Origin of the sequence: Kitasatospora sp. NPDC089913 (assembly GCF_044748625.1) — a bacterium.
Classification (GTDB): Bacteria; Actinomycetota; Actinomycetes; order Streptomycetales; family Streptomycetaceae; genus Kitasatospora.
The window spans coordinates 16,242-29,651 of sequence record NZ_JBIVGI010000011.1 but is presented as its reverse complement, the minus strand read 5'-3'; the positions used below and the strand labels follow the sequence as shown (position 1 = coordinate 29,651).

Genomic DNA, 13,410 nt, shown 5'->3' with positions numbered 1-13,410 from the left:
GATGTGGATGCTGTCGGCTCAGATGTTGGGATCGAAGGTGAAGATCACCAGGGTGCCGAGCAGCACGGTGAAGACCGTGGCGGTACCCATGAGGCCCTTCAGCCAGAGCCGGGTGGAGTCCTTCTCGGCGTAGTCGTTGATGACCTGACGCATGCCGTTGGCGCCGTGCAGCATGGCGAGCCAGAGCATGGTGAGGTCCCAGACCTGCCAGAACGGCGAGGCCCAGCGGCCGGCCACGAAGGCGAAGCCGATCTTGGAGACGCCGCCGTCGAGCACCAGCATGATCAGCAGGTGGCCGAGGATCAGCACCACGAGGACGATGCCGGACAGGCGCATGAAGAGCCAGGCGAGCATCTCGAAGTTGGTACGGGTGCGGCGCGGGGTCTTCTTCGTCCGCTGCCTGGCCGGTTCGATCACGAACGCGTCGGCCGGGTTGCCGGTGCCGAGACCCTTGCCGGTGTGCGCCTGGGCGGAGGGGACCACCACAGCGTCGGAGATTTCCGTGGACATGTCTCAGATCACTTCCCGAACCAGGAGGTCAGCGTGTGCTGCAGGATCGGGTAGAAGGCGCCGGCCATGAGGACGACCCAGACTCCGACCACGGACCAGAGCATCTGCTTCTGGTACTTCGGGCCCTTGGACCAGAAGTCGACGGCGACGACGCGCAGTCCGTTCAGGGCGTGGAACAGGATGGCGGCCACCAGGCCGTACTCCATCAGGTTCACGAGCGGCGTCTTGTACGTCTGAATGACGGTGTCGTACGCCTCGGGCGACACCCGCACCAGTGCGGTGTCCAGGACATGGGCGAACAGGAAGAAGAAGATGAGGACGCCGGTGACTCGATGAGCCACCCAGCTCCACATGCCTTCCCGGCCGCGGTACAGCGTTCCAGCCGGCACGGAAAAACCCTCCGGAAGCGATTGGGGGCTCGGCCGGCTTCGGTGTCGGTCAGCCCGGCCGGGTACGGTCCACCGGCCGCGAGCATCCTATCGACGCGTTGTCGGGAACCGCCTCCGGGGGTCCGAGGTGTGATCAATCAGGCACGACTGGCCTAGTCGTCCGGGAACCCGGGCCTCGATCGCGACACTGAGTGACCACGTGGATGCTCCGGGTCGCGCTACGGTGGCCCACCCGTTCGCCGTCCACACCCCCGCCGAGGCCCCCGTGCCGCACCGTGTCCCGCGCTCCGCCCGCTCTTCCGTCGGTCCGTCCGCCCGCTCCTCCGCCCCGCCGCCGGCCGCCCCGCTGCGGGCCGTGTCACCGCCGGCCGTGCCGCTGCTGCTCGGGGCGCTGCTGCTGGCCGCCGGCTGCGCCGGCCCGACGGGCGGCTCGGCCGACCGGGCCTCCGCCGCCCCGGCCCGGGAGCTGTCCGCCGCCGAACTGCGCGCCGCCGCGGTCACCGACGCCGAGCTGGGGCCGGGTTTCACCGTCACCGTGATCGCCCCCGGCCACGGCGAGACCGGCCCGGACGGCGGCCGGGAGACCGCCGACAAGCCGGTCTGCCAGCCGCTGCTGGACGCGGTGGCACCGGCGGCGGGCCCGGCGAAGGCCGCCCGGGCGGCCTCCGCCTCCCCGGTGCCGGTGCCGGCGGTGCCGTACGCGGAGACCGATCTGAGCGTCGCCCTGGCCGCCGACCCCTCGGGGAGCCTGTACGGCGGGCTGCTCGGCTACCGGGGGGACCGGGCGGCCCGGCTGCAGGCGGAACTGGAGGGTCTGTTCGGTCCGTGCGCGGCGTTCGCCTCGACCGCGCCGCCGCCCCCGGCGGACCGGAGCCGGGGGGCGACCCGGACCGGGCACCGGCTGAGCCGGAACGACACGCCCACGCCCGAGGGAGCCGACGCGGCGACGGGATTCACCCTGACGAATGAATCCGGTGCGGTGGTGCTCGCGCAGCGTGCCGTCCTGGCGCGGGTCGGACCGGCCCTGGTGGTGTTCAGCACGGTGGGTGTCGGTGCCGAGCCGGCCCCGGTGCCGGACGAGCGGGTGGTCCGGCGCCAGGTCGCCAAACTGCGCGCGGCCCAGAAGGGCTGAGCGCGGGCAGGGGGCGAAGGGGCGGGGCGGCCGAGGGCGCGGAAGGACCGAAGGGGGAAGAGCCGAAGCCCCGGGCGCCGAGGGCGCCCGGGGCGGGGGTTCAGCGGGCCCCGGCCCCCGAGTGGGTGGCGACCAGGTGCTCCAACCGGGTGAGGGCGATCCGGCGCAGCTCGTCGGCGGCGACCAGGCGCTCCTCGTCGGGGTCGTTGGCGAGGCGGGTGCGGATCGAGCTGAGCACGGCGTCGAGCATCTCCTCGGGGGCGATGCCCTCCAGGCAGACCACGAAGACATGGCCGAACCGTGCCTCGTAGGCGGCGTGGGCCGCCCGCAGCGCGGTGTGCGCCGCCTGGCTGCCGGGTGCGCGCATGCCGAGGAGCGGCTGCGGCATCCAGCTCTCGTCCGCCAGCGCCTCGGCCAGGTCGGCCGGACGCAGGTCGTACGAGGCCTCGCTGGCGGCGGCGCGCAGGGACTCTATGTCGGGATACGGCCGGTGGGCGGTGAGCCGCAGGGCCCACCGGTGGCTGCCGCAGCAGGCGAGCAGGGCCTCCTCCGCGGCTCCGGCGTCGGCCTCGTTGAAACGGTGCAACCCGAGGAGGGTCGGTTCGTCCCTGGGGTCGAGCCTCGGTGACGGAATGTCGCTGGCCAGCGGGTCCTCCTCGTGAGGGCGGGAAGGGGCCGGTGAAGTGGCGGTGACGGCAGGTGAAGTATGAGGCTGCGGAACGGCGTCCAACGCCCGCCCGGCAGCGGCTCAACGGTAGTTGAGCCGTCATCAGTTGGGGAGGGCGCACGCGGATTTCATCCGAACGAGCTATCAAGTTGTGACGTTGACACCTTCGTGTCAGCGCCCTCCCCTTCTTCATCTGCTACGTCGTACCGTCTCCGGCGCCGCTCCCGTCAGTCCCGGGTGACGGCCGGCGGGGTCAGGAGCACTTCGTCCCGGGGGCCGGCAGGGTGCCCTCGGTGAGGTACGCGGCGTAGGCGGCGTCGATGCAGCCGTTGTTCTTGCCGAACGCGCCGTGGCCCTCGCCGACGCGGGTGATCAGGGTGGCGTTGGCGAAGCCGGCGGCGAGCGACTCGGCGGCGGCGTACGGGGTGGCCGGGTCGCCGGTGGAGCCGGCGACCAGGATCGGGGCGGCGCCCTCGGCCCGGACGGTGTGCGGCTTCTCGGGCGTCCGGAACGGCCAGTCGACGCAGGAGCCCTCGCTGAAGTCCTCGACGGTGACGTCCTTGGAGAACAGCGGCGCCTCCTGCTTGAGCTTCTGCACGGCGGCCTGGGCCTGCTCGGCGGACGGCGCGGGTGCGGCGCCGTCGGCGCAGCGGATCGCGACGCGGGCCTCCTCGCTCGGGTCGTAGTGGCCCTTCGCGTCGCGGCCGTTGGACTCGTCGGCGAAGGCGAGCAACAGGTTGGCGGTACCGACCTTCATGGCCTCGGCGAGGGCGAGCCGCAGGGCCGGCCAGCCCTCCTTCTCGTCGTAGTAGAGCGTCGCCATGACGCCGGTCCAGCCGAGTTCGCTGCCGACCTTGCGCCCGTCCTTGGTCGGCAGCGGCTTGTCGCGCAGCCCGTCGAGGAAGTCCGCGGCCTTCTTGGCGGCCTTGGCGGGGGTCTTGCCGAGCGGGCACTGCTCGGCGTTCTTCTCGACGCAGTCGACGGCGAACCGCTCGAAGGACTTCTCGAAGCCGATGGTCTGGTTGACGCCCTTGTCGATCGACTGCTCGGCCGGGTCGACGGCGCTGTCGAGGATCAGCCGTCCGACGTTCTTCGGGAACTCCTCGGCGTAGAGCGCGCCGAGGTAGGTGCCGTAGGAGATGCCCAGGTAGTTGAGCTTCTGGTCGCCGACGGCGGCGCGCAGCACGTCGAGGTCGCGGGCCGTGTTGCGGGTGCCGACGAAGGGCAGCAGCTTGCCGGACCGGGCCCGGCAGGCGGCGATGAAGTCGGCCCGCTGCTTCTCGGCCATGGCCTTGGCCTCGGCGGGGTCGGCCGGGCCGTCCTGGGCGTTGAGCACGTCGCGCTGCTTGTCCTCCAGGCAGACCACCGGGGAGCTGGCGCCGGTGCCGCGCGGGTCGAGGCCGACGACGTCGAAGCGGTTGTGCAGGGTGCCCTCGAACTGCTCGGCGCCGAACTTGACCGTCTCCACGCCGGAGCCGCCCGGGCCGCCCGGGTTGACGACGAGCGAGCCGATCCGCTGGTCCTGCTTGGCGGCGGGGTTCTTGATCAGCGCGAGGTCGATCGTCTCGCCCGACGGGTTCGTGTAGTCGAGCGGGACGCGCAGCGTGCCGCACTTCATCAGCGAGATGTCGATCTTGTTCTCGGCGGCCTTGGCGTCCGGCGGGCAGGCGGCCCAGGCGATCTGCTGGCCGTAGAACGGTTTGAGCGCCGGGTCGTCGGCGCCCGTGGGCCGCACGGTCGGGGTGGGGGCCGCGGTCGGGGCGGTGGCGGCGGCTGTCGTGGCGGCGTCCGACGGGGCGCCGGCGGCGGCCTGGTCCTGGGTCGGCTTCCTGTCCCCGTCGCACGCGGTGGCGAGCAGCAGGCTGCCGGCCGCGAGGGCGGTCAGCAGGAGGCGCGGGCGGGCGGCCCGGTGAATCTTCATCGCACACGTGTATCACCGTGCGGAAAAGGTTCGAATACTGACCCCTGGTCGGGCCGCCCGCCGTACGTGGTCCTGGCCGGTCCGGGTCAGAGCTCGCGGTGCACCTTGTGGTTGGCGGCCTGGGCGCGGGGGCGGACCACCAGCAGGTCGATGTTGACGTGCGGGGGCCGGGTGACCGCCCAGGCGACGGTGTCGGCGATGTCCTCGGAGTCGAGGGGCTCGGCGACACCGGCGTACACGGCGGCCGCCTTCTGCTCGTCGCCGCGGAAGCGGGTCACCGCGAAGCCCTCGGACTTCACCATGCCCGGGGCGATCTCGATCACCCGGATCGGCTCCCCGCACAGCTCCAGCCGCAGCGTCGCGGCGATGGTGTGCGCGGCGTGCTTGGCCGCGACGTAGCCGCCGCCGCCCTCGTACGCGGCCAGCGCGGCGGTGGACGACATGACCAGCACCGTGCCGTCGCCGCTCGCCCGCAGGGCCGGCAGCAGCGCCTGGGTCATGTGCAGCACGCCGAGCACGTTGACCTGGTACATGGCGAGCCAGTCGGCCGGGTCGCCGTGCTCCACGCTCTCCGCGCCGATCGCGCCGCCGGCGTTGTTCACCAGGACGTCCACCCGGCCGAGCCCGGCCGCGAAGGCGTCCACGGCGGCCCGGTCGGTGACGTCCAGGGTGTGGGCGCGGCCCCCGATCTCCTTGGCCAGCGCCTCGATCCGGTCGGTCCGGCGGGCGGTCAGCACCACCTCGAAGCCCTCGGCGGCGAGCCGGCGGGCGGTCGCCGCGCCGATCCCGCTGCTCGCACCGGTGACGACGGCCACCTTCTGCTCGGTCATTGCCACTCCTGGGATAGCTCCGGTCGGTTCGGCCGATCATCTCAAGAGCGCCGGCGGGGGGCGCGGGCGCGGGCCACCGGGAGCGGGACGGGGGCGTCCGCGCGGGTGGAAGGGGCCGGGACGGGGGCGTCCGCGCGGGTGGAGGGGGCCGGGGCGGGGGCGTCCGCACGGGTGTGCCGGGGACCGGGACGAGGCGTCCGCGCGGGTGGTGGGGGCCGGGACGAGGGGCGCGGGCCACCGGGGGCCGGGTCGAACGCTTTTGAGCCAGGATTCGAACTGTCCGGAGCCGGGCGCCGCCGCCCGGAGCGTCCGCGAACCGTCCGGCCGGGAGCGGCGTTACCGCCGCCGCCGACGGTCGTTGCACTGGGCAGGCACCATGGGGAAGGCGGCTGAAACAAGATGTCATACCCACCGGCGCGGCCGGTATGCGCCCATCCGGGCAGTGATTTTCCGGAAGTCGGGCCAAATCCCCCCAACGGGCCTACCCTTGTTGAGATGAACCGTCGTGAGTCCGCCCAGTCGGCCGTCACCCTCACCGCTGCACGCCCCGCCGCCGGTCTCCGTGACCGGGTACGCGAGCTGGAGCCCGAGCTGATCGCCTTCCGGCGGGACCTGCACCGGCACCCGGAGCTGGGCCGCCAGGAGTTCCGTACCACCGGCCGGCTGCGCGACCGTCTGGTCGCGGCCGGCCTCGCCCCCCGGATCCTCCCGGGCGGCACCGGAATGCTCGTCGACATCGTTCCCGGGTCCGCCCCGCGCGGGGCCGAGTTCCTCGCCTTCCGCGCCGACATCGACGCCCTGCCGATCGACGACGCCAAGACCGAGGTGCCCTACCGGTCGAGCGTCCCCGGCCGGGCCCATGCCTGCGGTCACGACGTGCACACCTCGGTGCTGCTCGGCACCGCGCTGGTGCTCGCCGAGGCGGCCCGGACCGGGGAACTCCGCTGCCCGGTCCGGCTGGTGTTCCAGCCCGCCGAGGAGGTCATGCCCGGCGGCGCCCTGGACGTGATCGCGGCCGGCGGCATGGAGGGCGTCGGCCGGATCTTCGCCGTGCACTGCGACCCCAAGGTGGAGGCGGGCCGGATCGGCCTGCGGGTGGGGGCGATCACCTCGGCCTGCGACCGGCTGGTCCTGCACCTGGACGGCCCCGGCGGCCACACCGCCCGGCCGCACCTGACCACCGATCTGGTCACCGCGATCGCCAGGACCGCCGCCGAGCTGCCGGCCGCGCTGGCCCGCCGGATGGACCCGCGCTGGGGCGTCTCGCTGGTCTGGGGCCGGATCGCCGCCGGCTCCGCGCCCAATGTCATCCCGCAGCACGCCGAACTCGAGGGCACCGTCCGCTGCCTGGAGCTGGAAGGCTGGCGGCAGGCGCCGGACCTGCTGCACGAGCTGATCGCCCGGCTCGCCGAGACCCACCGCGCCAAGTGGACGCTGGACTACCACCGGGGCGTGCCGCCGGTGGTCAACGAGGCCGGCTCGGTCGCCCTGCTGGACGCCGCGATGACCGCGCGCTTCGGCGGGCCCGGGGCGACCGTGGTGGAGGACACCGAGCAGTCGCTCGGCGGGGAGGACTTCTCCTGGTACCTCGAGCACGCCCCCGGCGCACTGGCCCGGCTGGGCGTCCGCCCGCCCGGCGACACGGCCGTCCGGGACCTGCACCAGGGCCGCTTCGACGTGGACGAGCGGGCGATCGCGGTCGGGGTCGAGCTGTTCGCCGCGCTGGCACTGGAACCCGGGACGCCGTGACCCCGCCGGAGCGCCGTACGCCCTGACCCCGCCCTGACCGCACGGGGCCCGGGACGCCCTGACACACTCCCTCGTACCGACCTGAACCGGACACCCACCCAGGGTGTCCGGTTTGTCGCAATACTCCCTTTATTTCGGGTTACGTACACTGGGCTGGGCCAGTTCCAATCACCCTCAGTGAAGGGGAAAGGAGTGTCGGGTGGACCGTGAGACCACGGTTTGGTAACAACCCGAATGCTCCGGCGGCCCGTAACACAACCGTGTTCTACGCGCGTTACGGTGGCGTCCGACCACGCTAAACGGGTGCGTGTGAGAAGGAGATATTCCCTTGCGCCGTTCTACTAAGCTCGCTGCGGTTGTGCTCTCGGGTTCCCTGGGCATCGCCTCGCTCGCCGCTTGCGGCGCAAAGAGCAATGACACTTCCGCCTCCTCCGGTGCCTCCGACGGTGCGCTGAAGGTCGGTATGGCCTACGACATCGGCGGCCGTGGCGACCAGTCCTTCAACGACTCCGCCGCGCGCGGTCTCGACCAGGCCAAGTCCCAGCTCGGTGTCGCCGTCACCGAGGCCGACGCCAAGACCGGCGAGGCCGAGGCCGACAAGGAGACCCGTCTCAAGAACCTGGTGACCGCCGGTTACAACCCGGTCATCGCGGTCGGCTTCGTCTACCAGGCCGCCGTCGAGAAGGTCGCCAAGGAGAACCCGAACACCAAGTTCGCGATCATCGACTCGGCGTCCGACACCCAGCCGAGCAACGTCACCTCGCTGACGTTCTCCGAGCAGGAGGGCTCCTACCTCGCCGGTGTCGCCGCCGCCCTCAAGACGAAGACCAAGCACGTGGGCTTCATCGGCGGTGTGCAGACCGAGCTGATCAAGAAGTTCGAGGCCGGTTACCGCGCGGGCGTCAAGTCCGTCGACCCGAGCATCCCGGTCGAGGTCACCTACCTGACCACCCCGCCGGACTTCTCCGGCTTCGCCGCCCCCGACAAGGGCAAGGAAGCCGCGCAGGGCCAGCTCGACAAGAAGGCCGACGTCATCTACACCGCCGCCGGCTCCTCCGGCAACGGTGCCATCGAGGCCGCCGCCGGCGCCGGCGCCCTGGCCATCGGTGTCGACTCCGACCAGGCCGCCCAGCCCGCCCTGGCGAAGTACAAGAACAGCATCCTGACCTCGATGGTCAAGAACGTCGACAAGGCCGTTTTCGCCTACATCGAGTCCGCCAAGAAGGGCCAGGTCTTCACCGGTGTGAAGAACTTCGACCTCAAGGCCGACGGTGTCTCGCTCGCCACCACCGGCGGCAAGATCGACGACATCAAGAGCAAGCTCGACGAGGCCTCCACGGCCATCAAGAACGGCGCCACCACCGTCCCGACCGACCCGTCCAAGCTGTAAGGCCCACGGTTCGACCGGACGTCGTTGCCGCTGCCGCCTGCCCGGCAGCGCGATGATGGACGCAACTTCAGGGAGGGGCCCGGAAGGGTGCGCTCAGTGCGTACCCCCGGGCCCCGTCCCGTCCCCGAAGCCTTTCCCCCCAGGCTCTTCCGCTTTTGGCCCTCCAGCGCAACGACGCGCCTCCAGACCACCAGGAGACCGCCATCACCGCATCCGACCCCGCCCCGACCACGGGCGGTAACCCCAGCGCGGGGACGGCGACACCGGCCGTCGAACTGCGCGGCATCACCAAGCGCTTCCCCGGCGTCGTGGCCAACCACGACATCAACCTCACCGTCCGCACCGGCACCGTGCACGCCCTCATGGGCGAGAACGGCGCCGGCAAGTCGACGCTGATGAAGATCCTCTACGGCATGCAGAAGCCGGACGAGGGCACCATCGCGATCAACGGCGAGCAGTGCGAGTTCAACACCCCCGGCGAGGCCATCGCGCGTGGCATCGGCATGGTGCACCAGCACTTCATGCTCGCCGACAACCTCACCGTGTGGGAGAACGTCGTCCTCGGCGGCGAGCACCTCTACGGCATCGGCGGCAAGGCCAAGGCGAAGATCAAGGAGATCTCCGACCAGTACGGCCTGGGCGTGCGCCCGGACGCCCTGGTCGAGGACCTCGGCGTGGCCGACCGCCAGCGGGTCGAGATCCTCAAGGTGCTCTACCGCGGCGCCAAGATCCTGATCCTCGACGAGCCCACCGCGGTGCTCGTCCCGCAGGAGGTCGACGCCCTGTTCGACAACCTGCGGGAGCTGAAGGCCGAGGGCGTCACCGTCATCTTCATCTCGCACAAGCTGCACGAGGTGCTCTCGGTGGCCGACGCGATCAGCGTCATCCGCCGCGGCACCACCGTCGGCGACGCGGACCCGAGGAGCGTCACCGCCCGCCAGCTCGCCGAGCTGATGGTCGGCGCCGAGCTGCCCTCCCCGGAGAGCCGCGAGTCCACCGTCACCACCGACGAGATGCTGCGCGTCGAGGGCCTGCGGATCGCCAAGACCGACGCCGAGGGCATCGAGCGCGTCGTCCTGGACGACATCTCGCTGCGCATCCACAAGGGCGAGATCCTCGGCATCGCCGGTGTCGAGGGCAACGGCCAGGCCGAACTGGTCGAGGCCGTGATGGGGATGCTCCCGCTGGACGGCGGCAGCGTCACCCTGGACGGCAAGGACCTCTCCGGCACCCTCACCCGGGCCCGCCGCGAGGCCGGCATCGGCTACATCCCCGAGGACCGCCACCGGCACGGCCTGCTGCTGGAGGCCCCGCTCTGGGAGAACCGGATCCTCGGCCACGTCACCGAGCGGCCCAACTCCAAGGGCGTGCTGCTCGACCCGGCCGCCGCCCGCAAGGACACCCAGCGGATCGTCGAGGAGTACGACGTCCGCACCCCCGGCATCGAGGTCACCGCGGCCTCCCTCTCCGGCGGCAACCAGCAGAAGCTGATCATCGGCCGCGAGATGAGCCACCAGCCCAAGCTGCTCATCGCCGCCCACCCCACCCGCGGTGTGGACGTCGGCGCCCAGGCGCAGATCTGGGAGCACATCCGGGTCGCCCAGCGGGCCGGCCTCGCCGTGCTGCTGATCTCGGCCGACCTGGACGAGCTGATCGGCCTCTCCGACACCATCCGGGTGATCTACCGCGGCCGGCTGGTCGCCGACGCCGACCCGGCCACCGTGACCGCCGAGGACCTCGGCACCGCGATGACCGGTGCCGCCCAGGGCCACATCGAGTCCGAGCCGGAGGCGGTCGCCGAGGCGCACGCCCTGGCGGCCGAGGGCACCGAGGCCGCGCAGTCCGCGGCCCCCACCGACACCGCCCCCACCGACACCGCCGACGACCAGCAGGCGGGGGAGTAGCCACATGACCAGTCCCAACCCCGCCGCCCAGCCCGCGCGGGCGAAGCGGTTCGACGGCGAGAAGATCGTCCTCGCCCTCGCAGCGCCGGTGCTCGCCGTGCTGCTGTCCGTCGTGATCTGTTCCGTCCTGCTGGCGACCTCGGGCAAGAACCCGTTCGACGCCTGGAACGTGATGATCACGTACGCGACCAAGTCGGACGGCCAGGTGGCCATCCTCAACCGGTCCACCACGTACTACCTGGCCGCCGCGGCCGCCGCCTTCGGCTTCCGGATGAACCTCTTCAACATCGGTGTCGAGGGTCAGTACAAGGTCGCCGCGCTGTTCACGGCCTACGTCGGCAGCCAGCTCGACCTGCCGTCGTTCATCCAGATCCCGCTGCTGCTGATCACCGCCATGCTGGTCGGCGGTCTGTACGCGAGCATCGCCGGTCTGCTGAAGGTCTTCCGCGGCGTCAGCGAGGTCATCTCGAGCATCATGCTGAACGCCATCGCGGTGGCCATCGTCGGCCTGCTGCTCGTCCCCGGCATCTTCGCGCCGCAGAAGAGCGGCACCAGCAACTCGATCCAGACCGCCCCGGTCTCGGAGTCCAGCCACTTCTTCGCGATCAACACCGACGGCGGCCCGCTCTACGGCTTCCTCTTCATCGCGATCCTGGTCGGCGTCGCCTTCCAGTTCACCCTGACCCGCACCCGCTTCGGCTTCGACCTGCGCGCCACCGGCCGCTCGGAGACCGCGGCCACCGCGTCCGGCGTGAACGTCAAGCGCATGGTCGTCGTCTCGATGGTGGTCTCCGGCGCGCTGGCCGGCCTGATCGGCCTGCCCGAGCTGCTGCAGAACTCCTACAACTTCGGCCAGAGCTTCCAGGCCGGCCTCGGCTTCCTGGGCATCTCGGTCGCCCTGCTCGGCCGCAACAGCCCGATCGGCATGGCCTTCGCGGCGGTGCTGTTCGCGTTCCTGGACGCGACCGGCTCGCAGCTGCCGCTGCCGCAGAACGGCGGCTTCCCGTTCGAGATCGTCCCGGTCATGCAGGGCACCATCGTCATCTGTGTCGTCGTCGCCTACGAGCTGGTGCGCCGCTACGGCCTCAAGCGCCAGCAGCAGAAGGTCGGCGCCGAGCTCGCCGCCCAGGCCGCCGCGGCCGCCGAGAAGAAGGAGGTGTCCGCATGAGCACGGCCACCGCTGCCCGCGCCAAGGCGCCGGGTGCTCCCGCCAAGAAGCGCAAGATGTCCTGGCCGGTGGTGCTGCTGCTGATCGCGGGCGCCCTGGTCCTCTTCTCGGTCGTCGGCGTCATCACCGGCAACCACTCGCTGACCTCCTCCGGTCAGGTCACCGCCGCGCTCAGCGCCGCCGTGCCGATCGGCATGGCCGGTCTGGGCGGTCTCTGGTCCGAGCGGGCCGGCGTGGTCAACATCGGCCTCGAAGGCATGATGGTCGCCGGCACCTTCTGCGGCGCCTGGGGCGGCTACCTGGTCAACCCGTGGTTCGGCCTGGTGGCCGGCATGCTCGGCGGTGCGCTGGGCGGCCTGCTGCACGCCGTCATCACGGTGACCTTCGGCGTCGACCACATCGTGTCCGGCGTCGGCGTCAACCTGCTGATCCCCGGCATCTGCGCCTACGTCAACCGGATCTACTACAAGGACTACATCTCCGTCGGCGCCGGCGCGAACCAGTCCCCGCCGGCCGATCCGCTGCCGTACATCACCGTCCCCGGCCTCTCCTCGGGGCTGAAGGACATCGAGGCGCACCACTGGTTCGTGGTCTCCGACGTCGCCGGTGTGCTCGGCGGCCTGGTCACCAACATCTCGGTGGTCGTGCTGCTGGCCGGCGCGCTGATCGTGGCGAGCTACTTCGCCCTCTGGCGCACGGTGTTCGGTCTGCGGCTGCGCTCCTGCGGCGAGAACCCGACCGCGGCCGAGTCGCTGGGCGTCAACGTCTACAAGTACAAGTACCTCGCGGTCATCATGTCCGGCGCCTTCGCGGGCCTCGCCGGCTCGTACCTCTCGCTGGTCGCGGCGCACTTCTACAAGGACGGCCAGACCAACGGCCGCGGCTTCATCGGCCTCGCGGCGATGATCTTCGGCAACTGGATGCCCGGCGGCCTCGCCATGGGCGCCGGCCTGTTCGGCTTCACCGACAGCCTCCAGCTGCGCGACCCCGAGTCGGTGCACGCGCTGATCCTGGTGGTCGCCATCGCGATGGCGCTGCTGGCGGCCTGGCACCTGTACCGCCGCAAGCACACCGCGGCCGTGATCACCGCGGTGGTCTCCGGCGGCCTGTTCGCCTGGTACTTCACCACCGACGAGGTGCAGCGTCCGCTGATCGTCGCCACGCCGTACGTGATCACCCTGGTGGTGCTCGCGCTGGCCTCCCAGCGGCTGCGCCCGCCGAAGGCGGACGGTCAGATCTACCGCAAGGGCCAGGGCAAGTGACGCCCGCGGCCGAGGCGGCCGGAGCGGCCGCGGCGGTCGACTGGGACGCGCTGCGGGCGGCGGCGCGCGAGGCGATGAGCCACGCGTACGCGCCGTACAGCAAGTTCCCGGTCGGCGCCGCCGCCCTGGTGGACGACGGCCGGACGGTCACCGGCTGCAACGTGGAGAACGCCTCGTACGGTCTGGCGCTGTGCGCCGAGTGCGGTCTGGTCTCCATGCTGCACGCGACCGGCGGCGGCCGGCTGACCGCGTTCACCTGTGTGGACGGGGCGGGCGAACTGCTGATGCCGTGCGGCCGCTGCCGCCAGCTGCTGTTCGAGCACGGCGGTCCGGACCTGCTGGTCGAGCTGCCCTCCGGGGTGCGGCCGATGAGTGAGGTCCTGCCCGACGCGTTCGGGCCGGAGCGCCTGTAGGCGCGGCTCTGGCCTTGCCGTTTGTTACGCGCGTAGAGTGTCGCGAGTGGGGCCCTTCCGGGTCGACTCGCGACA

The 13,410-nt window shown here is 71.6% G+C and carries 12 protein-coding genes; 7 read left to right on the top strand and 5 right to left on the bottom strand.

Translation table 11 applies throughout. The annotated features are described in order from the left end of the window. Positions 1 to 18: 18 nt before the first annotated feature. Both ACIPYS_RS18500 and sdhC read right to left on the bottom strand, forming a co-directional pair. The gene (locus ACIPYS_RS18500; RefSeq protein WP_030300556.1) at positions 19 to 510 is read right to left on the bottom strand and encodes a succinate dehydrogenase hydrophobic membrane anchor subunit; all 492 of its coding nucleotides are present in this window, start codon (positions 508 to 510) and stop codon (positions 19 to 21) included. 8 nt (positions 511 to 518) lie between these two features. After that, positions 519 to 899: a succinate dehydrogenase, cytochrome b556 subunit gene (gene sdhC / locus ACIPYS_RS18495; RefSeq protein ID WP_093861779.1), complete on the bottom strand. Its 381-nt coding sequence runs from the start codon at positions 897 to 899 to the stop codon at positions 519 to 521. 199 nt (positions 900 to 1,098) lie between these two features. Between sdhC and ACIPYS_RS18490 the strand changes: the two genes are divergently transcribed. After that, positions 1,099 to 2,031, top strand: coding sequence for a hypothetical protein (locus ACIPYS_RS18490; RefSeq protein ID WP_400747309.1), 933 nt, complete (start codon positions 1,099 to 1,101; stop codon positions 2,029 to 2,031). A 100-nt stretch (positions 2,032 to 2,131) separates the two neighbouring features. On the opposite strand, the gene ACIPYS_RS18485 is transcribed toward ACIPYS_RS18490, so the two are convergent. The 3 genes from ACIPYS_RS18485 to ACIPYS_RS18475 form a co-directional block, all read right to left on the bottom strand. Continuing rightward, complete coding sequence (locus ACIPYS_RS18485) at positions 2,132 to 2,677, bottom strand: 2-oxo-4-hydroxy-4-carboxy-5-ureidoimidazoline decarboxylase (protein WP_400747496.1); 546 nt, start codon at positions 2,675 to 2,677, stop codon at positions 2,132 to 2,134. 274 nt (positions 2,678 to 2,951) lie between these two features. Beyond that, entirely contained in the window at positions 2,952 to 4,619 is a 1,668-nt protein-coding gene (locus ACIPYS_RS18480) for an alpha/beta hydrolase (protein WP_400747308.1), read from the bottom strand. A gap of 86 nt (positions 4,620 to 4,705) precedes the next feature. After that, the gene (locus ACIPYS_RS18475) at positions 4,706 to 5,449 is read right to left on the bottom strand and encodes an SDR family oxidoreductase (protein ID WP_093861783.1); all 744 of its coding nucleotides are present in this window, start codon (positions 5,447 to 5,449) and stop codon (positions 4,706 to 4,708) included. A 495-nt stretch (positions 5,450 to 5,944) separates the two neighbouring features. Between ACIPYS_RS18475 and ACIPYS_RS18470 the strand changes: the two genes are divergently transcribed. From ACIPYS_RS18470 to ACIPYS_RS18445, 6 genes are all read left to right on the top strand, one after another. Beyond that, positions 5,945 to 7,198, top strand: a complete 1,254-nt coding sequence (locus ACIPYS_RS18470) for an amidohydrolase (RefSeq protein ID WP_400747306.1) — start codon at positions 5,945 to 5,947, stop codon at positions 7,196 to 7,198. 328 nt (positions 7,199 to 7,526) lie between these two features. Continuing rightward, positions 7,527 to 8,588, top strand: a complete 1,062-nt coding sequence (locus ACIPYS_RS18465; RefSeq protein ID WP_093861785.1) for a BMP family protein — start codon at positions 7,527 to 7,529, stop codon at positions 8,586 to 8,588. A 362-nt stretch (positions 8,589 to 8,950) separates the two neighbouring features. Beyond that, positions 8,951 to 10,492: an ABC transporter ATP-binding protein gene (locus ACIPYS_RS18460; RefSeq protein WP_400747494.1), complete on the top strand. Its 1,542-nt coding sequence runs from the start codon at positions 8,951 to 8,953 to the stop codon at positions 10,490 to 10,492. A gap of 4 nt (positions 10,493 to 10,496) precedes the next feature. Beyond that, positions 10,497 to 11,660: an ABC transporter permease gene (locus ACIPYS_RS18455; RefSeq protein WP_093861786.1), complete on the top strand. Its 1,164-nt coding sequence runs from the start codon at positions 10,497 to 10,499 to the stop codon at positions 11,658 to 11,660. Then, a complete protein-coding gene (locus ACIPYS_RS18450; protein ID WP_093861787.1) occupies positions 11,657 to 12,922 on the top strand; it encodes an ABC transporter permease in 1,266 nt (421 codons plus the stop codon). The genes ACIPYS_RS18455 and ACIPYS_RS18450 overlap by 4 nt, the downstream gene beginning before the upstream one ends. After that, positions 12,919 to 13,335 (top strand): cytidine deaminase, encoded by a 417-nt coding sequence (locus tag ACIPYS_RS18445; protein WP_286158576.1) that lies wholly within the window; start codon positions 12,919 to 12,921, stop codon positions 13,333 to 13,335. Before ACIPYS_RS18450 ends, ACIPYS_RS18445 begins: the two co-directional genes overlap by 4 nt. Positions 13,336 to 13,410: the final 75 nt, after the last annotated feature.

Bases quoted from the DNA above. Each gene is read 5' to 3' on its own strand.
- ACIPYS_RS18500 (WP_030300556.1), bottom strand. From the start codon at position 510: ATGTCCACGGAAATCTCCGACGCTGTGGTGGTCCCCTCCGCCCAGGCG.
- ACIPYS_RS18480 (WP_400747308.1), bottom strand. From the start codon at position 4,619: ATGAAGATTCACCGGGCCGCCCGCCCGCGCCTCCTGCTGACCGCCCTC.
- ACIPYS_RS18475 (WP_093861783.1), bottom strand. From the start codon at position 5,449: ATGACCGAGCAGAAGGTGGCCGTCGTCACCGGTGCGAGCAGCGGGATC.
- ACIPYS_RS18470 (WP_400747306.1), top strand. From the start codon at position 5,945: ATGAACCGTCGTGAGTCCGCCCAGTCGGCCGTCACCCTCACCGCTGCA.
- ACIPYS_RS18460 (WP_400747494.1), top strand. From the start codon at position 8,951: ATGGGCGAGAACGGCGCCGGCAAGTCGACGCTGATGAAGATCCTCTAC.
- ACIPYS_RS18455 (WP_093861786.1), top strand. From the start codon at position 10,497: ATGACCAGTCCCAACCCCGCCGCCCAGCCCGCGCGGGCGAAGCGGTTC.
- ACIPYS_RS18450 (WP_093861787.1), top strand. From the start codon at position 11,657: ATGAGCACGGCCACCGCTGCCCGCGCCAAGGCGCCGGGTGCTCCCGCC.